Genomic DNA, 22,193 nt, shown 5'->3' with positions numbered 1-22,193 from the left:
TTAGAGAGGCCATACCCACAACAACATGGGAACGCTAACCAGCACAACAATCAGCTCTAAAAACAGCCCCAAGCGCCAATAGTCACCGAACTGAAAGCCACCAGGGCCCAAGATCAAGGTATTATTTTGGTGGCCAATCGGTGTCAAAAAGGCACAAGAAGCCCCAATGGCAATCGCCATTAAAAAGGCATCGGCATTCACACCAAGTTGAGTCGCGGTGCTGATTCCAATCGGGCACATTACTGCGGCGGTAGCTACGTTATTCATTAGATCAGAAAGAAACATACTCACTACTAACAGTAGCACGAGGGCCGTCATTGCATCACTACGCGCAATGGTATTAATTAAAAACTGCGCAATGACATCTGCCGCGCCCGTTGTGACCATCGCATTGGCGACGGGGAAAAGGGCGGCTAGTAGCACCACCACTGACCAATCAATGGAGGAATAAAGAAGGCGCAGTGGCACGATAGCGAAGATGGCAAAGGCGAGTGCCCCGGCAACGAAAGAGACTTCTGCGGGCAGCAGCCCCGATGTCACGCAGGCCAAACATGTCAGCATAATCAGCGATGCTTTGAGTGCTTGGCCTTTTTTGGGGACTTGAATATCGCGAGGAGCAAGCGGGAGGCAACCAAAATCGGTACAAAAGCGAGCGATTGAGTCTGAGTCACCTTGGAGTAGCAATACATCACCCTCGTTGAGTTTCGTGTAGCGCAGTCGCTTGATTGAGCGGCGGCCTTGACGTGAAATAGCCAGCAGAGTAACGCCATAGCGCGCTTGGAGATCAATGTCCGTCACTGAGAGATTGACTAAGACGGTAGAGGGGGCAACAACAACCTCTTGAACCACAACTTCATCTGACTTTTGCCCCTCATTGTCATCGCTACTATCTTTGGTGTTTTTATCCAGTAGTTTGGTTGTATCTTTTTCCTTTTTATCAATGCTTTGCACGCTTTCTTCTAGGTTTAATCCCAGCCCAAGTAACACCTTAGGTAACGATTCAGGCTCAACCTCGATGATCAGAATATCACCTTCGATAAGCACTCTGCGCCGATACCTTGGAGACAGACGAACATGGTTCCGGATGACGCCGATCACCTGCGCATCCGCTTCATCAAGTAGGCGTGCTACTTCAACCAACCGGGCATTATTGGCTTTGCTATCCGAGGTAACGGTCACTTCGCAGAAATAGGTCCCGGTGTCAAAGCTACCTGAAGAGGGTTGCTTTCGCGTCGGTACAATCCGCCAGCCAAACAAGCCAATAAACACAATACCGACCAAGGCCACAGAGACCCCGACTGGGGCGAAATCAAACATGGAAAAGCTGCCTAGATCATTGGCAGCGCGAAAACCGGACACAACCAGATTGGTTGGGGTGCCAATTAGCGTTGTCATACCTCCTAGGATGGAGCCAAAGGCAAGGGGCATTAAGACTTTACCCGTAGGTAACTCGTGTTTTGCAGCAACTTGAATAGCGACTGGCATCAATAGTGCTAAGGCACCGACATTATTCATAAAGCCAGACAGAAGGGCGGCCAGTCCGACTAAAGTAAAAATAGTGATAGTTGTGCCCGCGGTAGATGGGATGACATATCTGGCGAGAATGTCTACGGCCCCCGAGCGTAACAAGCCAAACCCAAGTACCAGCACACTGGCCACTGTGATCACCGCAGGATGGCTAAAACTGGCGAAAGCGTCAGCCGTCGGGACCAAGCCGGTAAAAACACTGATCAAAAGCATCGTCATTGCAACGACATCATGGCGCCAGCGCCCCCACAAAAACAGGCCGACTGTGGCGAGCAACAGCGCGACGATTAACCACTGCTCACCAGACATTAGCAAAAGGCCATACATGGATAGTAAGCAACATTTCAGGCCCCTTTTTGTTGGCAAACTTGGCTTGGTCAGTTGAAATTAGAATAGTTCATAGGAGCGTATTGTTAAGACGCATATTTGATATTTGTGGGTATATCGCACTGGCCAAGTGGCAAATTCAGCAAACTTTCAACCTTGTTGAAACGGCGAGATCCGGCAACAATTTCAAGGGGAGCTTGGCTCGCTGGCTTGTTAACTATCAAAGAGAGTGCACCGGCTTTGGGAGTCTCGTGTTCGATGTAACACAGGGGAAATTTTTGGCCTTGAGGTGAGAAGGAGTGAATCAATGACTATCAAATCGGTACTCGCATTGATTTTGGTGTCTTTAGCCGGGAACACAAATTCAGCGCACCTAAAAGACAAAGCCCACACGATTGACAGTTTTTTTGCCCAATACAGTCTGATTGGAATGGAAGGATTTGATGCCTTTGTTCACCAACGTGAGCAGCTGTTTGCCGAAAATGGCATTACTGTTGTCCATGATGTGACGCGCAGCGAGTATCTTGGTAGAGAGGGGCATATCCAATCCGTTTTAGATTGGTTTGAACGCTACCGTACTCGCGATGACTTTCGTTATCAAATCAAGGGTGAGGTGGAGGAGAACGTCTACGAGGTGGCTGTTTATGGCACACTCGATCAAACTCAAAACGGTGCTCGCCTTATCATCACCCCGAGTCAGCATCGTTGGCGAGAGTATTTTTCGTTTAATCAAGCGGGTGAAATCGAGCGGCTGCAAATAGACATGAATATTCTCAGTCAAACCTATGACGCAAACGCCCGCTTACAATTTAGTGCAAACGATGTCGCAAGCTTTGTTTATCAGTGGTTTGCTGGCTTTGATCATCAGAGAGAGCCCGGATTCTTTCTGGCGAGAATTGCTGAGCCAGTCGATATGCACTATCCAGAGTACCCGATTAACTCCTATCAAGACTTTCTAAACTGGTACCAAGGCGTTACCGATAATATTGTCTGGAACGCCCATCAGTTAAGCGACTTAGAGATTGAAGGCGACCACAACGCTGGCTGGCGTGTCGTTTATCAAGTCTATTGGCAAGCGAGAGATAAGGCCAACCAATATTACACGCTGACGATTGAGCAGCAACTGAGAATCATTGTCGAAGGTGGCAGGCTTAAGGTGGCAAAACTGGAAGCCAAGGTCGTTGAACCAGAGTAAATTGATTTAGTGAGCAAGTTAAAACGACCAATAAAATCCGAAAGATAAGCCAAAAGTGGGTGAGAAGTGTCAAAGTTAACCGAACCGGAACACAACTCTCAGATTAACATTGCGATGACAGGTTGTGATGATCAAGAGTGACGATACCTGATAACATTCCTTTTAACGTTTTTCTGATTTTAGAGGGTTAATGAGTGGTGATGAAGTTAAAGGGCATTACTCTTGCGTCTAATACGATAAAAAAAGTGCTGATAATTAACCCCAAGGGCGGAGTAGGGAAATCAACCTTCACCATCAATTTAGCCACCAAGTTGTCTTTGCTTGGTAGCCCTATCACACTGATTGATTCTGACCCTCAGCAATCGAGCTTCAGTTGGAGTAATAGCAACCCAAACGTGCGAGGTGTCAAGTTTGATTTGGCGTATAAAAGCTACTCAAGTATTGTTACGTCGCTTAAATTCGGCGAAAAGGAGCGGATTGCTATTATCGACTCTCCTGCCAACTTTCCGCACCACCACCTTAATCGCTATCTAGCGTTCGCTGATCGGGTCATTATTCCTATCCAACCAACCCCGATGGACCTGCATGCCAGCCTACCTTTCATTGAAAAAATCATCCGCGAGATGTCGCGCTTAAATCGCCGCACTCAACTGGGTTTTTTTCTTAACCGCTGCCCGGCTTCTGGGGGTGCACAGGTAGAACGCACGTTAAAGCTGCTGGGTCATTTTAGAAACTATCGCACGCTTGGCATGATGACAGACTCGCCCGTTTATCAGCAGACTTACGCAGACAATTCGATTTGTGACGACAGCCTTGATGCGCTCTTTTGGCGCACGACGCTTGACTGGATTGACTCGGATGTCGGGTGTCACTCTCAGCCGCAGTTACGCAGTGCTTAAATACGTCACAGTTTAATGTTGCCAATAACCACACGTTCCTTGCTACGAAAAAAACGTCACATCCTATCGCTGTTAAGCGCAGCGGTATGTGACGTTCTATCTCACCAAATACACTGCTCTAAGTTAAAGCCCTGCCGAACAATACCGCCATTGATTGAAGACGGTGGATCTTTGGTGAACAACATTAAGTGAGGATGCGAGCTACGACTTTGAGGCTTTGCCTCTATGGCTAGTGCACTTAGTGATCTCAACACTGCCTATATACTCGCCATCAACATAACAAGGCACCGTTGGTACACCACCGGTACCAGATGAAGCGACGCTAGTGAGAGGTAATGCCAGTAAGAGGATAAGTACAAAATGTTTCATGTTGACCTGCCGTTTTCTGAGTTGATAGTAACGATTACAAGCTCAGCTAATCGCATAAAGCAGAGTAGGACAAAATATAACCACATCAAGACTAGCTGCATATGGTCTATTAACCTCTTTAAAGCTTGATTGCTGTGAATGTGATCACGCTCTGTATGGGTATGTGTTGAGTTTGATATTAGTATCGTGGGGTAGGTGTCAGCACATACTGAGCGATAACCGAAAAATTGTCATATACAAACATACATGTATGTTTGTATAATCCGTGCAGAATTTAAGTTATCAGGGTCAGATGATGAAAAGGTCTTCACGTCGTTTATTAGTGGTTGCACTGCCACTGTTATTGGTTAGTTTGGTGGGTTATCGCTTTATGACCCTTTCTGCACAGGGCACCGAGGTGGCCTCTCCAGAGCGCTCGGTGCGCGTTCAAACTCAGTTAGTTAAGCCCCAACCCTTGACAGCATGGGTATTCTCTGAGGGTACAGTCCAAGCGCAGCGCAAGGCATTTCTCGATTTTGAACTGTCAGGTAAGGTCGAGAGTATTTCACTCACCGATGATGGTACGCAAGTTCGTGAAGGCACTCGAGTGTTTGGCCCAGCAGAGGGTACACGTAATGGTCAGCTTTTGGCGCAGATTGATAATCGAGATAGCCTAGCGGGCGTGCAAAGTCTAGAGGCTAGGCTTAAGAGTATGCAGGCTCAGCGTAGTGAAGCGCAGGCGCGTGTTCAGCAGACGCTTAATGATCAAACGCTTGCCGAGCAGAATTTTAAGCGTATGCAAGAGGTGTTTGCCCGTGGCGTTATTTCTCAAGATGAGTTTGATCAGATCAGAACCTCGCGCTTGAATGCCGATGCCGCAGTCAAAGCGGCTGAGAGCGGACTCGTATCGGTGTCATCGGAGATTACCAGCTTAGTTGCAGAATTAAATCGCGCCACTCTGAGTCTTGAAAAGACCAGTCTATTTGCGCCATTTGATGGCGTTATCACCACCATGAATATTCGTGAGGATAATCATTACTACCCACCAATGAGTGGCGTAAGCGATCGAGAGCGTGAAGCAAGCTCGGCAATTGTGATTGTGGATGATTCATTAATGGAGGTCCAACTTGAGATCAGCATGGTGGATGCGAAGCTGCTCAGTGAAGGGCAACAGGTCATCTTGGCAAGCGATGATCATCAGTTGTATCAGGCAGAGCAAAATAATCAGTTCGCTGACCGTGTGGCTATCGGGGAAATCTGGTCGGTAAGTCCCTCAATCAACCTCCAGCGTCGCACGCAAAGCGTTAAGGTCAGAGTAGAACAGGCCGATGGCTTGCTTAAAGAAGGGCAGTTTGTGCGTGCATGGATCGCTGCGCAAACTGAGCCTGAGGCATTGGTTTTGCCGCTTCATGCGCTGTCATTTCGAGATGGTCAGCCGTTTGTATTCGTATTTGATTCACACACGCAGCACGTCGAGCGACGCCCGATTCAGCTTGGCTTACAAGGCACTAATGCTATTCAAGTGACGCAGGGGCTTAACCGTGGTGATGAAGTTGTAGTGCGTGGCCAGCACTTGCTTATCGATGGCGCATCAGTGGTCAAGGTAGGAGCACAATCATGATCAGCCGTAAGCTGTTTGTCGAAACCCTGATTGGCCGCCTGTTATTGGGTATGCTACTTCTTGCGGGTGTACTGAGCTATAACAATATGGTGCGCGAGAGCTATCCGGATTTGGAAATCCCGGCTGCAATCGTCATGACCTTTTGGCCAGGAGCGGCACCTGAGCAGATTGAAAAAGAGATCACCAAGCACTTAGAAGATGAAATTGCCAGCCTCAACGGGCTGAAAACGTTTTCCAGTGGTTCGTATAACTCTTACTCGATTATTGCAGTTGAGTTCGACGCGGATATGCCCGTCAATGAAGCCATGCCACTACTGCGTGCGGCGGTTGATAGTGCTGCGGCGCAGTTTCCCGCCGGTCAGGGCATAGAAAAACCCGATATCGAAGAGATGTCAGTCTCAAACATGCCGGTAATTAGCTTTGCATTAAGTGGTGACGTGGATGATATGTTGCTTTCGGATACGGCCAAGCGCTTAGAGTCAGAGATCGAAAACCTGCCACTGGTTAAAAAGGTCAACATCAGTGGTATGCGTGAGAAGAGCTTGCACATTCGTCTTAATCCCGCCCAATTACGCGACCTTGGGATTTCACCGCTGCTGGTCAGAGAGCGAATTCAATCAGCCAATATGGACATGACCTGGGGTGAGTTTGAGGGTAATGAAAATACTTTTAACCTATACATGGCCGGTCGCTTTGACACCATTTCTCAAGTTGAACTGTTGCCAATCTTGCGCATTGATAATAACCGCACTGTGCGCCTTGGTGAGATTGCCGAGGTCAGCATGCAGCTCGATCGTGAACGCAGTCGCACCTTCTTTAGTATTAATGGCGCTGAGTTTGAGCGCAGCGTCACTCTCGATGTGCTAAAGCGCCCCGGCGCTGATACCTTTGCTGTGATTGATTCCACCTTGTCGCTGGCCGATGATCTAATGGCGCACGATTGGCCGCAAGGCCTGACATTGACCCACGTCAGCGACGATGGGGAGTTGATTGAGCTAGCGTTCAATGATATCTCGTCATCGATGAAACAGGCAGTAATGATCGTGTTCTTGGTATTGATGCTGTTGCTCAGTTGGCGAGAAGCCATCGTTGCAGGTCTTGCGCTTCCAGTCACTATGCTTGGTGTACTTGCTATCATGGGAGCGATTGGCTACACCTTTAACTCTATGGTTATGGTGGGTATGGTGCTGGCACTGGGCTTAATGGTCGATGTGTTTATTCTGGTCATGGAAGGCATGCATGAGAACCTGTATGTCCACAAGAAGCCGTTTTCTCAGGCGGCGTTAAATACCGTAAAAACCTTTATTCTGCCAGCAGGCGCAGGCCAGCTAACCACCATTCTGGCGATGCTGCCAATGATGATGATCGGTGGCATTGATGGCAAGTTTATTCGTATCTTACCGCTCACAATCACCGTCACCCTGTTACTGAGCTTATTTGTTGCGTTTCTTATCTGTATACCGCTCTCGAGCTTCATTTTAGGGCGAGTGAATGAGAAGCAAAAACCACTGCTGATTGACGTGCTCTCGTCACGGTATAAGGCAGGTTTGAGCCATTGGCTGGGGCGTTATGTTGTCAAGCGTCGCCGCTATGCCGCTGCTTGGGTAACGGGGGCATTTGGTCTATTTGTTGCCTCGGTGATGATCGCAGGCTTGCTACCATCAGAGATGTACCCTGAGGCCGATGATCGCAAGATTGGGGTATCGATTGAGCTAGCTCCTGACGCAACACTGGCGCAATCTCAGCGAGTCGCCGATAAGGCAGGGGCGTTTTTGCGAGAGCAGCCTTGGCTTGAAAAAATGATTGCTTACGTCGGAGCAAAAAGCCCGATGACCACCGCGAATCTCAATGATGCCTTGCTGCCCAATGAGTCTTGGAACCAGGTCGGATTTAGTTTGACGCTTTACCCAAAAGATCAGCGCGACCGATTGTCGTTCGATTATCTGCCTGACATTCGCCAGGGCTTAGATCAAGTACTCGCCGACGAGCCGGGTTTGTCGGTGAAACTGGTGCACATCGGCGGTAATCCAGATACTGCCGCGCCGATTCAGATTAGCTTGGTTGGTGACGACTATGCTGAGCTTATCGATATTGCCGCCGAGGTGAAACGTGAGCTCGCGAGCATACCCGGTGCAACCGATGTGGCGGATAACCTGGGACCTGCGCTGCATGAAATCCGCTTTTCACTCAAGCACGAGATGCTGAGTTTTCATGGCGTCAGTGAGGCTGACCTTGCCCAGCAGATCCGTGTGGCAATGGAGCAAGACGAGATAGGTTACTTTAAGGTCGAGGGCATTGAAGATGACCCGAAAATCCGTCTAGGGATAGACTGGCCGAGTCGTCATGGCGAACTGGGTGGACCACGTCACCTAGCCGAGATGAATCTACTGCAAATCATTACCCCACAAGGTTATGCGGTATCACTTGGTGAGCTTGTCGACTATCGCATTGCGGAAGTACCCCGCGTCTTTGTTCACCGCGATGGACGTCGCACGGTCACCGTCACAGCGCGCGCCGAAGGAGCAACGGCGGCAGAGGTCGTTATGGCTATCCAACCGGTGTTGGAGAAGATGTCAGCGCAGTGGTCAAATGGCTATCGCTATGAGTTTGGTGGCGAGGTGAGTCAGTCGGGAGACAGCTATGGTCAGATGGGCAGTGCGTTTATACTGGCAATGTTCTCGATTTATGTTCTGCTCACCCTAATGTTTGGCTCGTTTGTTCAGCCTGCGATTATTATTTTGATTGTCCCGCTGGCGCTGATCGGCACCTTCTTGGGCTACTTCCTAAGTGGCACTGCGATGTCATTCTCCGGTCTGATAGGTATTGTGTCACTTGCGGGTATTGCCGTGAATAACGGCATTGTGCTAGTGGATACCATGAACCAACATCGCAACAATGGTGAGAGCATAGTGCAAGCCGCGGCCATGGGCGCTGGCGACAGATTACGCCCAATTCTAAGCACGAGTCTGACAACCGTGTTAAGCTTGTTGCCGCTTGCATACAGTGATCCACAATGGTATCCGTTGTGTATGGCGATTATTTACGGGCTGATTGCATCGACCGTGATTGCGATGATCATCATCCCTGCACTTTATGTGTTGCTGACGCGCGACAAAACCAGTGAAATGGGTGTGCAAAATTTAGATTCAGACCAGCAGGTGCCCGCTTAAGGGCACTGCATAAGGAACCTATGGCTCGAAAGACTAAACAAGAAGCAGAGCGAACGCGCTTGGCGATCATGGACTCAACCTTAGCTGTCCTGACAGAAGAGGGCTTAGCAAAAACCACCATGAGCAAGGTCGCCAGCCACGCTGGCGTCACCCGAGGCGCTATCTATTGGCATTTCGAAGATCGAGATGCCTTATTGCAGGCGATGTTTGAGCAAGTGTTTGCACCGGCAACGAGCTTGTTTGACAGTATTGAGACAGCGCAAGGGGATGCTTTACGTGAGCTGTTGTTGAAAATTGCACAGTATTTTGTCGAAAGCGTTCTGCACGACAAGAAAGTTCAGCAAGTGATCAAGGTGACCATGCAGTGGCTTTCTGACCAAGAGTTGCTTCTAAAAAATCGTGCTCAGCGCTGTGAAGAAAACAAAAAACTTAACAAGGTTATGATGTCTTTGAAACAGCAAGGGATCCTTAACCCTGGACTGACGTCTTCAGCGGCTTGCCTTGTATATAACAGTTTCATTTGTGGGGCGTTAGAGCAGTGGGTCACGCTACCTGAATCGCTCAAACAAGATGATATACCATCGCTCATTCAAGCCTTGGATCGCGCCTTGTTTGTTCAAGCCGCATAAACTGGCAAAGGAACCGCCTCGAGCTTGGACTGTTGCCGACCTTGGGGTTTCAGTGTCATTGTGACACCAATGATTATCTTGACACCAAAATCTTTGGTACCCACAGCAACACCTCCGGCTCAATTTCAATTCTCGGCCCCATACGGGGCTCTCTCCTATCCAACAACATCATAGCCAGTACTTTTCGATGTTCACCAAAGGCCAATCAAAACTACCCGAGATTGAAGGTATCATACCGTGGTCAACGTTAAGCGATGTGCAGAGTGAATAGAGTTCACTAACAAGGCGAACATTTACAATCTAACCCATTCACTTCTATAAATAACAGAATCTGATAATAGACTGTGGAGTGTTTTTGATGGATAAACAAGCACAATCGAGTCGGCTAAATAGGATTAGCAGCGGTAAATGGTCGCCGAGTAGCCCGAAACAGTCAAATGATGCTGTCGGGAAGCTGAAATAAAGCTAATTGGAGCCGATATGAGTAACCACACCCCCTTTTCTGCCAATGCGATAGATGCGTTTATTAAAATCGCCGCAATTTCGATTTTAGCTTTTTGGTGCTTTTCGATATTGCGTCCATTTATCTTATTGATTGTATGGGCAGGGATTATCGCGACGGCACTTTATCCTGTGGTTATTTGGCTGCATGGTCGATTTTCATTATCAAAATCTAAGGCGAGTGGACTTCTGTCGTTCATCGGTGTTTTGCTGCTGCTTATTCCGTTAATTCTAATCACCACTGGGCTGTATGCCAGCACCTCTGAGGTGGTCGCTCAGTATCAAAGTGGTGATTTGGTGATCCCAAAGCCTGATGTTTCAATAAAAGACTGGCCCGTGATTGGCGATAAGGCTTATGCCGCCTTTTCTCTCGCGGCCTCGAACTTTGAGGTAGCACTGAGTAAATATGGGGAGCAGATTACCGCACTTGTGACCAAGCTTGCTTCTGTGCTTGGCTCTTTAAGTGGTGGGATTGTTCAGTTCATTATCTCGACCGTTATTGCCGGTGTGTTTATGTCAAACGCTGATAGGTGCCAGCGCGCGTTTATCTTGGTGGCTAACCGACTCACAGGCGCGAGAGGGGAAGAGCTCACCCAACTGTCCAAAGTCACGGTTCGCAGTGTGGTTCAAGGAGTGATCGGTGTGGCATTGATTCAATCGATAGCTGCCGGGATTGGGTTAGTCGTGGCAGGTGTGCCCGCTGCGGGAATATGGGTTCTAGCAGTATTGCTAGTGGCGATTGTTCAATTGCCGCCAATTCTGGCGCTGTTGATCCCAATCGTCTATTTGTTTAGCGTCGACACTACTACAACCGCGGTGTTGTTTTTGATCTGGTCATTGCTAGTTAGTGGTAGTGATGCGGTATTGAAACCCATGCTGCTTAGCCGAGGGTCAGATATTCCTATGCTGGTTATTTTACTCGGCGCTCTTGGCGGTATGGCGATGTCAGGCATTGTGGGTTTGTTTGTTGGCGCCGTTATCCTCAGTCTGAGTTATAAATTGCTGGTGGCGTGGCTTGATATCGAGGTTAAGGCTGAGGATTGATAGATGAGACGAATGTCTAGCGATGATAACTTCTATTTTTTGTTCTGCGCTTTGATCGCAATATTATTTTCAAGTGCGGCGATGCAGCAATTTAATATTGGCGGGCAAAAATCAATTCTGGCGTTAATTATCCTCTGTTTGGCCTTCTCTGTCGTTGGGGTTAAGCATAAGCAAACCTTTTATCGCAGTTGGTACGGGTTCTTGCTCAGTCTAGCGGCCATCTCCGGTGTGGTCTCTTTTTTCGACGAGTTCGATATGTCGCTCTTGACTCTGTCAGCTTTGCTGTTTTTTTTACTTTCTCACACCTACACCGCATTAAAGCAGGTAATGATCACCGACCATGTGAGTAAAAACCAAATTGTCGGCTCTATTTGTGTTTATCTATTGTTTGGCCTTACCTGGGCGATCATCTATCTCATTCAGCTTGAATTATTTGCTGAGGCTTTTAATGGACTAGAGCAAAAGCCATGGTTAGATAACCTGTTTGAGGTGATTTATTTTAGTTTTATCACCTTAACTACCGTAGGTTATGGTGATATTTCGCCACTGCTACCGATTCCGCGTTTTTTCGTTTTTATTGAATCTCTTCTCGGCAGCTTTTATTTAGCAATTATGGTTGCTAGTTTGGTCAGCAGTAGACTTAGCCAGTCAGAGAAATTAAAGGGTGACTAAATAAGTTCTGTGCTTCCAATCCATATATCCGGCAAGCTCAAAGTGCCGTTTCCACAATCCTTGCGCAAAGAGATCACCGCTTGATTTTGATCTAACAGCAGTGTGACGGTGGTCACGCCTATTAGAAATTGAGTATATACTTAGTAAGATTGTGCACTGATTTGGGGAGGCAGTATGCTAAATCGAACGTCATGGAACAAAGGGCGCGAGTCTGGAGTGCTGGGTGATGCGACAGATACACCCTCTCTCCAGTATCAGCAAGACGCGAAATTGACTTATCAGTCGCATGCGGCGAGTCAAATAGAGTTAGGCGAAGGCCAAGATCGGATCACCCTAAACGAACCCAGGCGGCCGCAGACCTCGATAGTTGAGTGGCCTAACTTACTTACTTTTGATATCGCCTACTGGAATAGACAGCTACATGAAATCAACAAATTAGGGCGGCGTGATGGTGTGATAGGCTTTGAGGCGAGCAAGTATGCCCTAAATATGACGGCCCCAAATTGTTATGTGAATCAGCTCAGGGGGGAATGGATTCGGCTCTTTTACCGACAGCGCTTTGTTTATGGCAACCTATACAGCGCTCTACATTACATTATGTACAAAGCCTTTGTCGAAGTCGCAGCCTGGCTTCACGCTAGGTACCCATTCCAGTTCTTATCCAGTCATCAACTTTTGCCACATAATGGTGCAACATTAGCGGGGGAGAGAGCGTTGCACCAAGAGGGGCAGTTCAGTTATGAATCTCTCAAAGCCTACTTTATTAGCCACTACTCAGAGTGGATTAATGCCCATTATTTCGAACTTATTGATGAGCTAAATATTCACCTCAATCAGCAAACACCAGCTACCTATGTGATTGAGTATTTAAACTCCCACGGACTGCCTTGTGTTGATTTTGTGTGCAAAAACCAACAGGCAATGAGGTTAGTCCGAGCGGAATATTTTGTTGAAGATATGCTCAGCATGAGATGTGATTCTCAGTATCTAGATTTTAAAATTCAACAACTCGCAGCCAAGATAGAGAACGAGATTCGCTTATTGGGTTGGTAATTTAATAGGCTGTAACAAGGCGGACAAAAAGGATAAGACGAGCGAGGGATTATGATATCGGTGAAACAGTTAACTTATGCACTTGCCGTGGCCAAAACGATGCATTTTAGAAAAGCGGCCGAGCTATGCCACGTTAGTCAGTCCAGTTTGAGCACTGGACTTAATGAACTCGAGCGCCAATTAGGCATCAAGATATTCGAGCGAGACAACAAAAAAGTCCTCCTAACTCAGCACGGTGAGGAGGTGGTAGAGAAAGCGAGAAACATTCTAGATCAGATTGATGAACTGGTTCACTTAGCTGAGAGCCATGGCCAACCTTTTAGTTTTCCGATGAGTATTGGCATGATCCCAACGATTGCTCCCTACCTGTTGCCAAGATTAATGTCAGAGGTGAAAAGCCACTATCCTGAGGCGACGCTAAATATCTTCGAAGAGCAGTCCCATGTCTTGGTTGATATGGTCCAGCGAGGCGAGATTGACACGGCCGTGCTGGCCTTACCATTTCCTTGTCAGGGCTTACTGAGTATCGAGTTTTGGCAGGAGGACTTCTATTGGGTTGCGCAGACTGGGCAAGAGCATACCAACCAAACCGGTGTCACCACCGACGACCTAACCACAAGCAACCTGATGCTGCTTAAGGACGGACATTGCTTGAAGGATCAAATCCTTGATGTATGTCGCTTACCCGAGCAAGACACCAACCAAGGCTATCGCGCAACCAGCTTAAATACGCTGATCCAAATGGTGATCAGCGGCATGGGGTCAACCTTGATCCCCAAGATGGCGATAGGGCAGTTGGTCGATCAATACCCAAACTTGTCGGTCGTCCATCTCGAGGAGCCGAGCCCACACCGACGGATTGCGCTAATATTTAGGCCTAATTACGTCAATGTCGCAAGCTTGGAAATACTCGCGGATTTGGCGCGCAAGTCCCTCAAAGAAAGCGCTGGGGAGCGGGGACGCAACGCTTCTAGTTACGAGGAAAAATAGCTTTGCGGCTAGGTGCAGTTTTGTTGAGTCTCGAAGACTTTTCAATAAACTCAGTATGTTGGTTTTTTTGTTAGTCAAAACCTAATGTATCGGTTGGATCATTCTAAAAAAGCGAACACTATCTTCAATCTTATCACTTTTACAAATATCTCGTTCTCAACAATACTTGTCCTAACTTTTACACAACTTATGCATCGCATTTTCGCACCAGACGAGAGGCAATAAGTATGAGCAAAATCGATATCGGTATTGATGATGAAGATAGACTGAGCACTGCAGATGGCTTAAAAAGACTACTGGCAGACTCCTACACTCTGTACCTGCAGACCCACAACTTTCATTGGAATGTGGAAGGGCCCCTTTTTCGTGAACTCCACCTGATGTTCGAAGAACACTACACCGAACTTGCCACCGCGGTTGATGACATCGCTGAGCGTATTCGTACCCTCGATGTACCCGCGCCTGGAACCTTTCACGAATTCTCACGCCTCAGTTCTGTAGAGGAAGTGGAGGGTGTGCCTAGTGCCGCCGAGATGGTTGATATCCTCACCAAAGGGCACGAGCGCGTGGTAAGAACAGCGCGTGAGGTATTGAAACTTGCGCAGCAGGCCGATGACGAATCGAGTGTCGCTTTGGTGTCTGATCGCATGCGCATCCATGAGAAAACCGCTTGGATGTTGAGAACGATTCAAAAGTAGCACACTCTTTAAACAAGCACGTACGCAATAGAGATAAGTAGTAAAACGACAGGTTAGTTGGCCACGTTAACAGAGTTGTATCGCCGTAACTGGGTGCCGGCCGCTAGCTTTACCAAGTAGCACTTGGAAAGGACGAAATAAGGAGAGTTATTATGCCAAATGATAAAACTCAGTCGTCGGGCGGCTGCCCATTTATGCACGGTTCGATGACGACCAACAACCGGACAGAAATGGACTGGTGGCCAAAGACGCTGAATCTAGACATCCTCCACCAACACGATGACAAAACTAACCCCATGAATGGCTTCAACTATCAAGAAGCTGTCAAAAAACTCGATTTTTCCGCGCTGAAACAAGATCTGATCGCTCTAATGACCGATAGCCAAGAGTGGTGGCCAGCAGACTGGGGACACTACGGTGGTCTAATGATCCGTATGACTTGGCATGCGGCGGGTACTTACCGTATCGCCGATGGTCGTGGTGGTGCAGGAACCGGTAACTTACGTTTTGCTCCCCTCAACTCATGGCCTGATAATACCAACTTAGATAAGGCACGACGCATCTTGTGGCCAATTAAAAAGAAATACGGTAATAGTCTGAGTTGGGCTGACCTTATCGCCTATGCTGGCACCATCGCTTATGAGTCAATGGGACTCAAAACGTTTGGCTTTGGCTTTGGTCGAGAAGACATTTGGCATCCAGAAAAAGACATTTATTGGGGCTCAGAGCAAGAGTGGCTGGCGCCAACAGATAATCCCAACAGCCGCTACTCTGGTGAGCGCGATTTGGAAAACCCACTCGCCGCCGTCACCATGGGCCTTATTTATGTTAATCCCCAAGGGGTTGATGGTAATCCAGACCCACTCAAAACCGCACATGACGTCCGCGTGACCTTTGGTCGTATGGCCATGAATGATGAAGAGACGGTAGCGCTCACCGCCGGTGGTCATAGCGTTGGTAAAGCACATGGTAACGGTGATGCCACGCTACTTGGCCCCGAGCCAGAGGGCGGTGATATTCACGACCAAGCTCTTGGTTGGCTCAACAAAACCAATCGTGGAATTGGTGCTGATTCTGTCACTAGTGGACTCGAAGGGGCATGGACAACTAACCCAACCCAATGGGATAACGGCTACTTTAGTTTGTTACTTAATTACGACTGGGAGCTGAAGAAGAGTCCTGCTGGCGCATGGCAATGGGAGCCAGTCGACATCAAAGAAGAGGACAAGCCCGTTGATGCCGAGAACCCTTCAGTACGTCATAATCCGATCATGACCGACGCCGATATGGCGATGAAGATGGACCCAGAGTATCGCAAGATTTCTGAGCGTTTTTATAATGATCCGGCCTACTTCTCAGAGGTGTTTGCTCGCGCATGGTTCAAGCTGACACACCGAGACATGGGCCCGAAAGCGCGTTATATCGGGCCAGAAGTGCCCGCAGAAGATTTGATTTGGCAAGACCCGGTTCCCAAAGGCAGTACAAGCTATGATGTTGACTCAGTCAAAGCTAAGATAGCCTCAAGTGGACTGTCGATTGGTGATATGGTCGCGACTGCTTGGGACAGTGCGAGAACTTTCCGTGGCTCAGACAATCGCGGTGGGGCTAACGGTGCTCGAATCCGTCTTGCGCCGCAAAAAGATTGGGTGGGTAATGAGCCAGAACGCCTCTCTAGAGTGCTCACGGTTCTTGGTAATATCGCCGATGACAGCGGAGCCAGTCTGGCTGATGTGATTGTCTTGGCGGGTAACGTCGGCGTAGAGCAGGCAGCACAAGCAGCGGGTGTGGATATCGATGTGCCATTTGCACCGGGCCGAGGGGATGCCAGTCAGGACATGACCGATCAAGACTCGTTTGAGGTGCTCGAGCCGGTCCATGACGGTTTCCGTAACTGGCTGAAGCAGGACTATAAGGTGATGCCTGAGGAGATGCTGCTTGATCGGGCGCAGCTAATGGGACTGACGGCGAGTGAAATGACGGTATTGGTTGGAGGTATGAGAGTGTTGGGCGCTAATTATGGCGGTGAACTGCACGGTGTGTTGACCAGCCGAGTAGGGCAACTGACTAACGACTTTTTCGTCAACCTGACCGACATGAATTACACCTGGGAGCCAACAGGCAAGAACCTCTATGAGATCCGCAGTCGTCAAACGGGGACTGCCGCTTGGACAGCGACGCGAGCCGACCTAGTCTTCGGCTCTAACTCGATTCTGCGCGCGTATGCAGAGCTCTATGCACAGGATGACAACAAGGAGAAGTTTGTCCACGACTTCGTTGCCGCCTGGACAAAAGTAATGAACGCCGACAGATTCGATCTGAGCTAGACTGCACGTTGTGAAACCAAAGCCTACCTAACCAACACGGTTAGGTAGGCTTTTATTTTTTGGGGAAGCGCTTGAAAAACTGCTCGCCCCTCGTCACTGAATTTAGTTGTTGCAACGCAGATAGAAGGATTGTTTATCTAACCCACTATCTAGATTTTGCTTGAACGTATCAGCGAACAAATACCCACCGGCGAGTTCGTCGACGTCACCCGAACAGATCGATTCCAAGACGAACAAAGAATCATCAATGCTCGACATTTTGTCACTGTTCATCACTTCTGCCAGGATCGGCATGTATTTTTGCGCGATATCAGATTCGACTAAGGCCTCGGTTCGGGTGTTGCGAATAAAGCCAGGGTTGAAACAGAAAGCACGGATATTATAGCCTTGCTCGACCAACTCTTGGTTTACCGTCTCACTAAACTTGACCACTGCTGCCTTTGCAGCACCGTAAGCCGAGCCGAACGGCTTGGGGGTGTCCGCACCGCCGCCACCTAAGTTGACTACGTAACCTTTGGGCTGATCTTTCATTACTTTGATAGCGGCAGAGGTGCCGGCAAACGCAGTGAAGAGGTTGAGCTCTACTTCTTTCAACCACTCACTAGGCTCGACCCCCCACGTCGGTCCCATGGCTTTGATATTATTCACGCCAACGTTATTGATCCACATATCAATCTTGCCAAACTCGTGCAAGATACTGCGAGCGACGTTGTCAACATGAACCGCATCCATCATGTCGGTAACTCGATAAGAAAACTTAGCCTCTGGTGAGGAGGTTGATGCAAGCTCATTGACCTGATTAATTAGTAGCGACTCATTACGCCCAACACAAATGATATGTCGGTTTTTTGAGCCTAAACCACGGGCGATCAGTTGTCCTACGCCGCCAGTGGAACCTGTTATAACAATGACTTGTTTCATTAAATCAATCTCCAAAAGGTTAACTTATGTCAGATAAAGCATCCATCTCTAGTAACGCAAACCCAGACAGAGAGAGATTTTTTGGGCTTATCACAGGAAAGTTAGGCGCCAATCCGAATGAGCAAAAGGTGTGAGTGTATTTTTTGTAGGATGCTTATACGCATAATGTTGACCATTCTGCGTATAAAAGCTAGACCAAAATGTCATTATTGTTGACCCAAACGGTTATGATTTTTTCTCCAACGGGATTGCCAACGCGTGTTGATATGGAATTTACCCTAGGCCAGTCAATAACGAAGCCTTAAACCGACATATGCAAACTATGGCTATGTTTAATACGGACGCTGCGCAATCTCCGACAAAGATGCTAGTAGCGGCATTTGGTGGTTATTTTTGTGGCTTGGTGTCAATGGTCTTATTCGCAGAAATAGTGGCTAATTAGGTTCTATATCGATTGGGGTAGAGCTTTTTCAATATTATGTCGTCCTTCTCTCAATGATCTTGGCTCGATAATAGTGATACTGTCCATCGCAATAACGGTTGAAGTGGATCTGATCGAATAAGGTGTTGATACAGTCGTGAACTAGCAGTGTCAGCGGCTGTTCAACCGTCGTCAGTTCAAAAGAAGGCCAGCTTGCCATCGGGATGTTATCCACGCCAATAATCGCGATATGCCGATAATCAGGCGTTTTTTTCAGCCCTTCGATCAAGCCAATGGCGATAATATCACTGGCGCAGAAGACCGCATCTATCTCTTGCGGCTTAGTCGGTAATAGTTCGGCAGCTTCAATGCCCGATTGGAACGAAAAGCTGCCCGAGAGATAAAGTGGCGGCTCGGCGTTTCTATCGAACAAGCTGCTGCGCAGTCCGGCCCAACGCTCTTCGTTGACCATACTGCCTTTATCGCCAGCCAGGTAAGCGATTTTTTGATAGCCGCGGTCGATGAGATAGTTGCCCACATCTCGACCAATCTGCTCATTGTCGGAGCAATAGCTCTGTGCGGCTACCCCTTGATGATACTGATTAATAAAGCTGATCCTAATCCCAAGGTTAATACAACGCTGCAGTAGAGCACTGCTGATACCACTGCAGGCGATCACCATACCGTCAACTTGATACTCTATTGCCTTGGAGATCGCTCCCTCAAAATTGTGCTCACTCACCAAGCACAACACACTTTGCGAGCCCTTCATTTGAATCGCGAGGGTCAGTTGACGGGTGATTTCATCATAGATAGGGTTTTGCTCACTACTGGCGACAATCGCGACCAAACCAGAGCGATTTGAGGTCAGGCTTCTGGCTAATGCGTTCGGGGTGTAACCGAGTTTACGTGCTCCCTCAATGATCTTCTTGCGTTTATCTTCAGCGACACTGGCGTTGGGATTAAACGCTCTGGATACCATGGATTGAGAGACGCCAAGTACCTTTGCTACATCAGTGGAGGTGATTTTTCCGTTCGCCATCGTTTTCCTATCATCCTGATTAGTCAAAACCTAGTCTGTTCGACGTAGCAAATCTGATACCAACTACGTGGAATGGCGTTTACTCCCGATATCAGTGGACCATGTCACTTTCTTTCGATATTAAGAGCAATAAATTGCATCAAAATGGCACACGGTAAGCCAATGCATAGTGCATGCATAATATGCAAAATGCAGGCGTATGCAATTTATCAGGTATTTTGTAACCGCAAATATCGTGAAAATTTATTAAGATATTGAAAAATAACAATATTATTAAGTTGTATTGCTTAAGTTACTCTGTTTGGTACGTAACTTGCTCTAGTCAATTTAGCGATAAAAACTTAAATACTGAATTCCTATGCAATGAGAATCTATTCATTGTATAGCGAGAAGGCAATGCAGAGGGATGAAGCATGGCGTCTATCACATTAAGCAATATAGAGAAAACTTGGGGTGGCACTACGGTGATCGAGGATCTGAATCTCGAAATCCACGATAAAGAGTTTTTGGTTCTTCTTGGTCCATCTGGCTGTGGCAAGACCACGACAATGAGGATGGTCGCGGGATTGGACACTCCATCCGCAGGTGAAGTGCGTTTCGATCAGGAAGTGGTCAACGACTGGCACCCAAGAGATCGCGATATCGCAATGGTATTTCAAAGCTATGGTCTTTACCCGCAAAAGAACGTCTATGGCAATATCGCCTTTCCTTTGCAGATGAAAAAACTGCCAAAGGAGGAGATCCATGAGCGGGTGCTCAAAGCCGCCAAGCGGGTTGAGTTAGACCACCTACTTGATCGTAAGCCTGCCCAGTTATCTGGTGGGCAGCGCCAACGAGTCGCATTAGCGCGGGCGATTGTGCGTGAACCAAAGTTCTTTCTTATGGATGAGCCACTGTCTAACCTTGATGCCAAATTGCGCGTCTCAATGCGTGCACTGCTGAAAAATCTCCATCACGAGTTTAAGCGTACCACGATTTATGTCACTCACGATCAGATTGAGGCGATGACACTCGCAGATCGAGTTGCAGTGCTGTTTAAGGGTAAGATTCAACAGCTGGATACGCCAAAGAACATCTACAACAATCCGCGCAATCTGTTTGTGGCCAGTTTTATTGGTTCACCTTCGATGAACTTTATTGAGGGCTCGCTAAGACAAGGCAGTTTTAGCAGCAAAAACTGTCAGGTGAGCGGCTTTGAGCGTCTTTCTAATGCAGGCGTCACCTTAGGCATAAGACCGGAGGACATTACCGTATGTCTGGCTGACGAGGGACATCTCTTTGGTGAGGTGTACTCGATTGAGATGACCGGAGAGAGCACTCTGGTTACGGTTGCTATTGATGGCAACTTGGTCGTTGCGCGCGCAGATAAAAACTATCAAGTCGAGATTGGCGACACCATTGGCTACCAATTCGACCTTCACCATACCTACTTATTCAACTCTCAAACAGAGCAACGGATTGACTTTGTCCTTGAAGAGAGTGTCGCCAAACTAACTGCATAATTCTGAGGGAACAGATGATGACAAAATTTAAAAAACACCTATTAGCAGCTGGACTTCTTTTAGCCAGCGCGACGGCAAGTGCACAGTGCGATCTGACTGGTGTTAAGGCAAAAGGCGAACTGTCGCTGCTATCAAACAGCTACGCGGTGCTCAAGTACTTTTCTGATGCGATCCAATCTTGTGAGCAAAGCGGATTTAAGGTGAGCAGTAAGTTAGTCAGCGGTAGCGCTGTGCAAGAGCAATCACGAATCGTACTCTCGGGCCGTCGAGGTAACGTGCCGTATGAGCTGATCCAGGTCTCGGCTGAGAGCTTTCACGAGTTTCAAACCAAACAGCAAATTCAGCCAATTACCGACCTAGTAGAGAAATACTGGGACGAGTACGCCCTGGATGATATTCCACAAAGCGTCTGGGACTTGGCGACCGTTGATGGCGAAATCTATGCCGTGCCACTGCAAATGAATATGCAGCAGTTCTTCTATCGCAAGGACGTACTTGATCAATACGGTTTGTCTGTTCCCCAGTCCTATCAAGATGTGGTTGCCAGCGCGAAAACACTCCAAGAGGCCGGCATTCAATATCCGCTTGCTCAGGCTATGAGTATGGGCTGGAACTTGGCCACTGAATTTACCAACATCTATTTGTCACTCGGCGGTGAGTTCTTTGATAAGCAGGGTGCACCGCTGTTTGATGGTGATAAAGGTGTTGAAGCTGCGGAGATTTTACAGGGCCTACTGCCTTATATGTCACCCAATGCCTTGTCTATGTCTAATGACCTAGTGATGGTCAACTTACAGCAAGACAAAGCCGTGATGGGTAATATCTGGGGTACACGCGCCGCTGAAATGGATGATGCCGCGGTATCGAAAGTTGTCGGCAAGATCCAATATGCCACTGCACCAACTGCCACTGTGGCGTCGTCGATTCCGGCAACTAGCGTATTTTGGGACGGTTATGTGATCCCAAATCGAATCAAGGCCGACCGCGAATTGGTGTTTAAGGTCCTTATGGAGGCGTTAAAGGCTGAATCGATGCGCGGCGCGAGCGAGTTAGCCTTTTTATCTAGACGCTCTGCAAGCGAAGGTTTATCAGGGGATCAATACCGTTACCTAACCGCGATGCATGACAATATCGCCAAAGGCGCTAAGCCATTTCCAAATCAAGCCTACTACTCGATTGCGCATAACCAAATTGGCAGTAAGTTACCAGACGCACTACGCGGTCGTAAACAGATCAAACTCGCCTTGAGTGAGGCGGCGCGCGCCTATCATCGCGAGGCCAAAGCCCAGGGCTATTTGGAGTAGGATGA

18 protein-coding genes are annotated in these 22,193 nt (G+C 48.1%); 13 read left to right on the top strand and 5 right to left on the bottom strand.

All coding sequences use genetic code 11. From position 1 onward, the window contains the following. The gene (locus ACZ5R2_RS11045) at nt 1-1,836 is read right to left on the bottom strand and encodes an SLC13 family permease (RefSeq protein ID WP_464899430.1); all 1,836 of its coding nucleotides are present in this window, start codon (nt 1,834-1,836) and stop codon (nt 1-3) included. Between the two features lie 325 nt (nt 1,837-2,161). Here ACZ5R2_RS11045 and ACZ5R2_RS11040 point away from each other — a divergent pair, with 325 nt between their 5' ends. Together ACZ5R2_RS11040 and ACZ5R2_RS11035 are read left to right on the top strand one after the other, a co-directional pair. Next, entirely contained in the window at nt 2,162-3,049 is an 888-nt protein-coding gene (locus tag ACZ5R2_RS11040; RefSeq protein WP_464899429.1) for a hypothetical protein, read from the top strand. Between the two features lie 200 nt (nt 3,050-3,249). Beyond that, complete coding sequence (locus tag ACZ5R2_RS11035) at nt 3,250-3,948, top strand: ParA family protein (protein ID WP_464902358.1); 699 nt, start codon at nt 3,250-3,252, stop codon at nt 3,946-3,948. A gap of 201 nt (nt 3,949-4,149) precedes the next feature. On the opposite strand, the gene ACZ5R2_RS11030 is transcribed toward ACZ5R2_RS11035, so the two are convergent. Then, nucleotides 4,150-4,317 carry a hypothetical protein gene (locus ACZ5R2_RS11030; RefSeq protein WP_464899428.1) on the bottom strand — a complete coding sequence of 56 codons (168 nt, stop codon included), beginning with the start codon at nt 4,315-4,317 and terminating at the stop codon, nt 4,150-4,152. A gap of 292 nt (nt 4,318-4,609) precedes the next feature. Between ACZ5R2_RS11030 and ACZ5R2_RS11025 the strand changes: the two genes are divergently transcribed. The 3 genes from ACZ5R2_RS11025 to ACZ5R2_RS11015 are packed head-to-tail and all read left to right on the top strand — an operon-like array spanning nt 4,610 to nt 9,716. Further along, nucleotides 4,610-5,917 carry an efflux RND transporter periplasmic adaptor subunit gene (locus ACZ5R2_RS11025; protein ID WP_464899427.1) on the top strand — a complete coding sequence of 436 codons (1,308 nt, stop codon included), beginning with the start codon at nt 4,610-4,612 and terminating at the stop codon, nt 5,915-5,917. Next, nucleotides 5,914-9,087, top strand: coding sequence for an efflux RND transporter permease subunit (locus tag ACZ5R2_RS11020; RefSeq protein ID WP_464899426.1), 3,174 nt, complete (start codon nt 5,914-5,916; stop codon nt 9,085-9,087). The genes ACZ5R2_RS11025 and ACZ5R2_RS11020 overlap by 4 nt, the downstream gene beginning before the upstream one ends. A 20-nt stretch (nt 9,088-9,107) precedes the next feature. Continuing rightward, nucleotides 9,108-9,716 carry a TetR family transcriptional regulator gene (locus tag ACZ5R2_RS11015; RefSeq protein WP_464899425.1) on the top strand — a complete coding sequence of 203 codons (609 nt, stop codon included), beginning with the start codon at nt 9,108-9,110 and terminating at the stop codon, nt 9,714-9,716. Between the two features lie 73 nt (nt 9,717-9,789). On the opposite strand, the gene ACZ5R2_RS11010 is transcribed toward ACZ5R2_RS11015, so the two are convergent. Then, nucleotides 9,790-9,921, bottom strand: a complete 132-nt coding sequence (locus ACZ5R2_RS11010) for a DUF3541 domain-containing protein (RefSeq protein WP_464899424.1) — start codon at nt 9,919-9,921, stop codon at nt 9,790-9,792. Nucleotides 9,922-10,196: 275 nt separating this feature from the next. Between ACZ5R2_RS11010 and ACZ5R2_RS11005 the strand changes: the two genes are divergently transcribed. From ACZ5R2_RS11005 to katG, 6 genes are all read left to right on the top strand, one after another. Further along, complete coding sequence (locus ACZ5R2_RS11005) at nt 10,197-11,261, top strand: AI-2E family transporter (RefSeq protein WP_464899423.1); 1,065 nt, start codon at nt 10,197-10,199, stop codon at nt 11,259-11,261. Between the two features lie 3 nt (nt 11,262-11,264). Next, nucleotides 11,265-11,933: a potassium channel family protein gene (locus ACZ5R2_RS11000; RefSeq protein WP_464899422.1), complete on the top strand. Its 669-nt coding sequence runs from the start codon at nt 11,265-11,267 to the stop codon at nt 11,931-11,933. Nucleotides 11,934-12,107: 174 nt separating this feature from the next. Further along, nucleotides 12,108-12,986, top strand: coding sequence for a hypothetical protein (locus ACZ5R2_RS10995; protein ID WP_464899421.1), 879 nt, complete (start codon nt 12,108-12,110; stop codon nt 12,984-12,986). A 51-nt stretch (nt 12,987-13,037) separates the two neighbouring features. Next, on the top strand, nt 13,038-13,976 hold the full coding sequence (locus ACZ5R2_RS10990) for a LysR substrate-binding domain-containing protein (RefSeq protein WP_464899420.1): 939 nt from the start codon (nt 13,038-13,040) through the stop codon (nt 13,974-13,976). A gap of 227 nt (nt 13,977-14,203) precedes the next feature. After that, nucleotides 14,204-14,674: a Dps family protein gene (locus tag ACZ5R2_RS10985; protein ID WP_464899419.1), complete on the top strand. Its 471-nt coding sequence runs from the start codon at nt 14,204-14,206 to the stop codon at nt 14,672-14,674. Between the two features lie 152 nt (nt 14,675-14,826). After that, nucleotides 14,827-16,998: a catalase/peroxidase HPI gene (gene katG, locus ACZ5R2_RS10980; RefSeq protein WP_464899418.1), complete on the top strand. Its 2,172-nt coding sequence runs from the start codon at nt 14,827-14,829 to the stop codon at nt 16,996-16,998. A 102-nt stretch (nt 16,999-17,100) separates the two neighbouring features. On the opposite strand, the gene ACZ5R2_RS10975 is transcribed toward katG, so the two are convergent. Both ACZ5R2_RS10975 and ACZ5R2_RS10970 read right to left on the bottom strand, forming a co-directional pair. Beyond that, nucleotides 17,101-17,919 (bottom strand): SDR family NAD(P)-dependent oxidoreductase, encoded by an 819-nt coding sequence (locus ACZ5R2_RS10975; protein WP_464899417.1) that lies wholly within the window; start codon nt 17,917-17,919, stop codon nt 17,101-17,103. A gap of 476 nt (nt 17,920-18,395) precedes the next feature. Further along, on the bottom strand, nt 18,396-19,382 hold the full coding sequence (locus ACZ5R2_RS10970; RefSeq protein WP_464899416.1) for a LacI family DNA-binding transcriptional regulator: 987 nt from the start codon (nt 19,380-19,382) through the stop codon (nt 18,396-18,398). Nucleotides 19,383-19,795: 413 nt separating this feature from the next. Between ACZ5R2_RS10970 and ACZ5R2_RS10965 the strand changes: the two genes are divergently transcribed. Together ACZ5R2_RS10965 and ACZ5R2_RS10960 are read left to right on the top strand one after the other, a co-directional pair. Continuing rightward, nucleotides 19,796-20,884 (top strand): ABC transporter ATP-binding protein, encoded by a 1,089-nt coding sequence (locus ACZ5R2_RS10965; protein ID WP_464902285.1) that lies wholly within the window; start codon nt 19,796-19,798, stop codon nt 20,882-20,884. Between the two features lie 14 nt (nt 20,885-20,898). After that, the gene (locus ACZ5R2_RS10960) at nt 20,899-22,188 is read left to right on the top strand and encodes an ABC transporter substrate-binding protein (protein WP_464919413.1); all 1,290 of its coding nucleotides are present in this window, start codon (nt 20,899-20,901) and stop codon (nt 22,186-22,188) included. Nucleotides 22,189-22,193: the final 5 nt, after the last annotated feature.

This window comes from Vibrio sabulosilitoris (assembly GCF_055391395.1).
The sequence above is the reverse complement of the archived record's forward strand: the minus strand, read 5'-3'. Positions and strand labels throughout refer to the sequence as shown.

Excerpts from the sequence above, each read along its gene's own strand:
- ACZ5R2_RS11045 (WP_464899430.1), bottom strand. The coding sequence starts at position 1,836 with ATGTCTGGTGAGCAGTGGTTAATCGTCGCGCTGTTGCTCGCCACAGTC.
- ACZ5R2_RS11040 (WP_464899429.1), top strand. The coding sequence starts at position 2,162 with ATGACTATCAAATCGGTACTCGCATTGATTTTGGTGTCTTTAGCCGGG.
- ACZ5R2_RS11035 (WP_464902358.1), top strand. The coding sequence starts at position 3,250 with ATGAAGTTAAAGGGCATTACTCTTGCGTCTAATACGATAAAAAAAGTG.
- ACZ5R2_RS11030 (WP_464899428.1), bottom strand. The coding sequence starts at position 4,317 with ATGAAACATTTTGTACTTATCCTCTTACTGGCATTACCTCTCACTAGC.
- ACZ5R2_RS11025 (WP_464899427.1), top strand. The coding sequence starts at position 4,610 with ATGATGAAAAGGTCTTCACGTCGTTTATTAGTGGTTGCACTGCCACTG.
- ACZ5R2_RS11020 (WP_464899426.1), top strand. The coding sequence starts at position 5,914 with ATGATCAGCCGTAAGCTGTTTGTCGAAACCCTGATTGGCCGCCTGTTA.
- ACZ5R2_RS11015 (WP_464899425.1), top strand. The coding sequence starts at position 9,108 with ATGGCTCGAAAGACTAAACAAGAAGCAGAGCGAACGCGCTTGGCGATC.
- ACZ5R2_RS11005 (WP_464899423.1), top strand. The coding sequence starts at position 10,197 with ATGAGTAACCACACCCCCTTTTCTGCCAATGCGATAGATGCGTTTATT.
- ACZ5R2_RS11000 (WP_464899422.1), top strand. The coding sequence starts at position 11,265 with ATGAGACGAATGTCTAGCGATGATAACTTCTATTTTTTGTTCTGCGCT.
- ACZ5R2_RS10995 (WP_464899421.1), top strand. The coding sequence starts at position 12,108 with ATGCTAAATCGAACGTCATGGAACAAAGGGCGCGAGTCTGGAGTGCTG.
- ACZ5R2_RS10990 (WP_464899420.1), top strand. The coding sequence starts at position 13,038 with ATGATATCGGTGAAACAGTTAACTTATGCACTTGCCGTGGCCAAAACG.
- ACZ5R2_RS10985 (WP_464899419.1), top strand. The coding sequence starts at position 14,204 with ATGAGCAAAATCGATATCGGTATTGATGATGAAGATAGACTGAGCACT.
- katG (WP_464899418.1), top strand. The coding sequence starts at position 14,827 with ATGCCAAATGATAAAACTCAGTCGTCGGGCGGCTGCCCATTTATGCAC.
- ACZ5R2_RS10975 (WP_464899417.1), bottom strand. The coding sequence starts at position 17,919 with ATGAAACAAGTCATTGTTATAACAGGTTCCACTGGCGGCGTAGGACAA.
- ACZ5R2_RS10970 (WP_464899416.1), bottom strand. The coding sequence starts at position 19,382 with ATGGCGAACGGAAAAATCACCTCCACTGATGTAGCAAAGGTACTTGGC.
- ACZ5R2_RS10965 (WP_464902285.1), top strand. The coding sequence starts at position 19,796 with ATGGCGTCTATCACATTAAGCAATATAGAGAAAACTTGGGGTGGCACT.
- ACZ5R2_RS10960 (WP_464919413.1), top strand. The coding sequence starts at position 20,899 with ATGATGACAAAATTTAAAAAACACCTATTAGCAGCTGGACTTCTTTTA.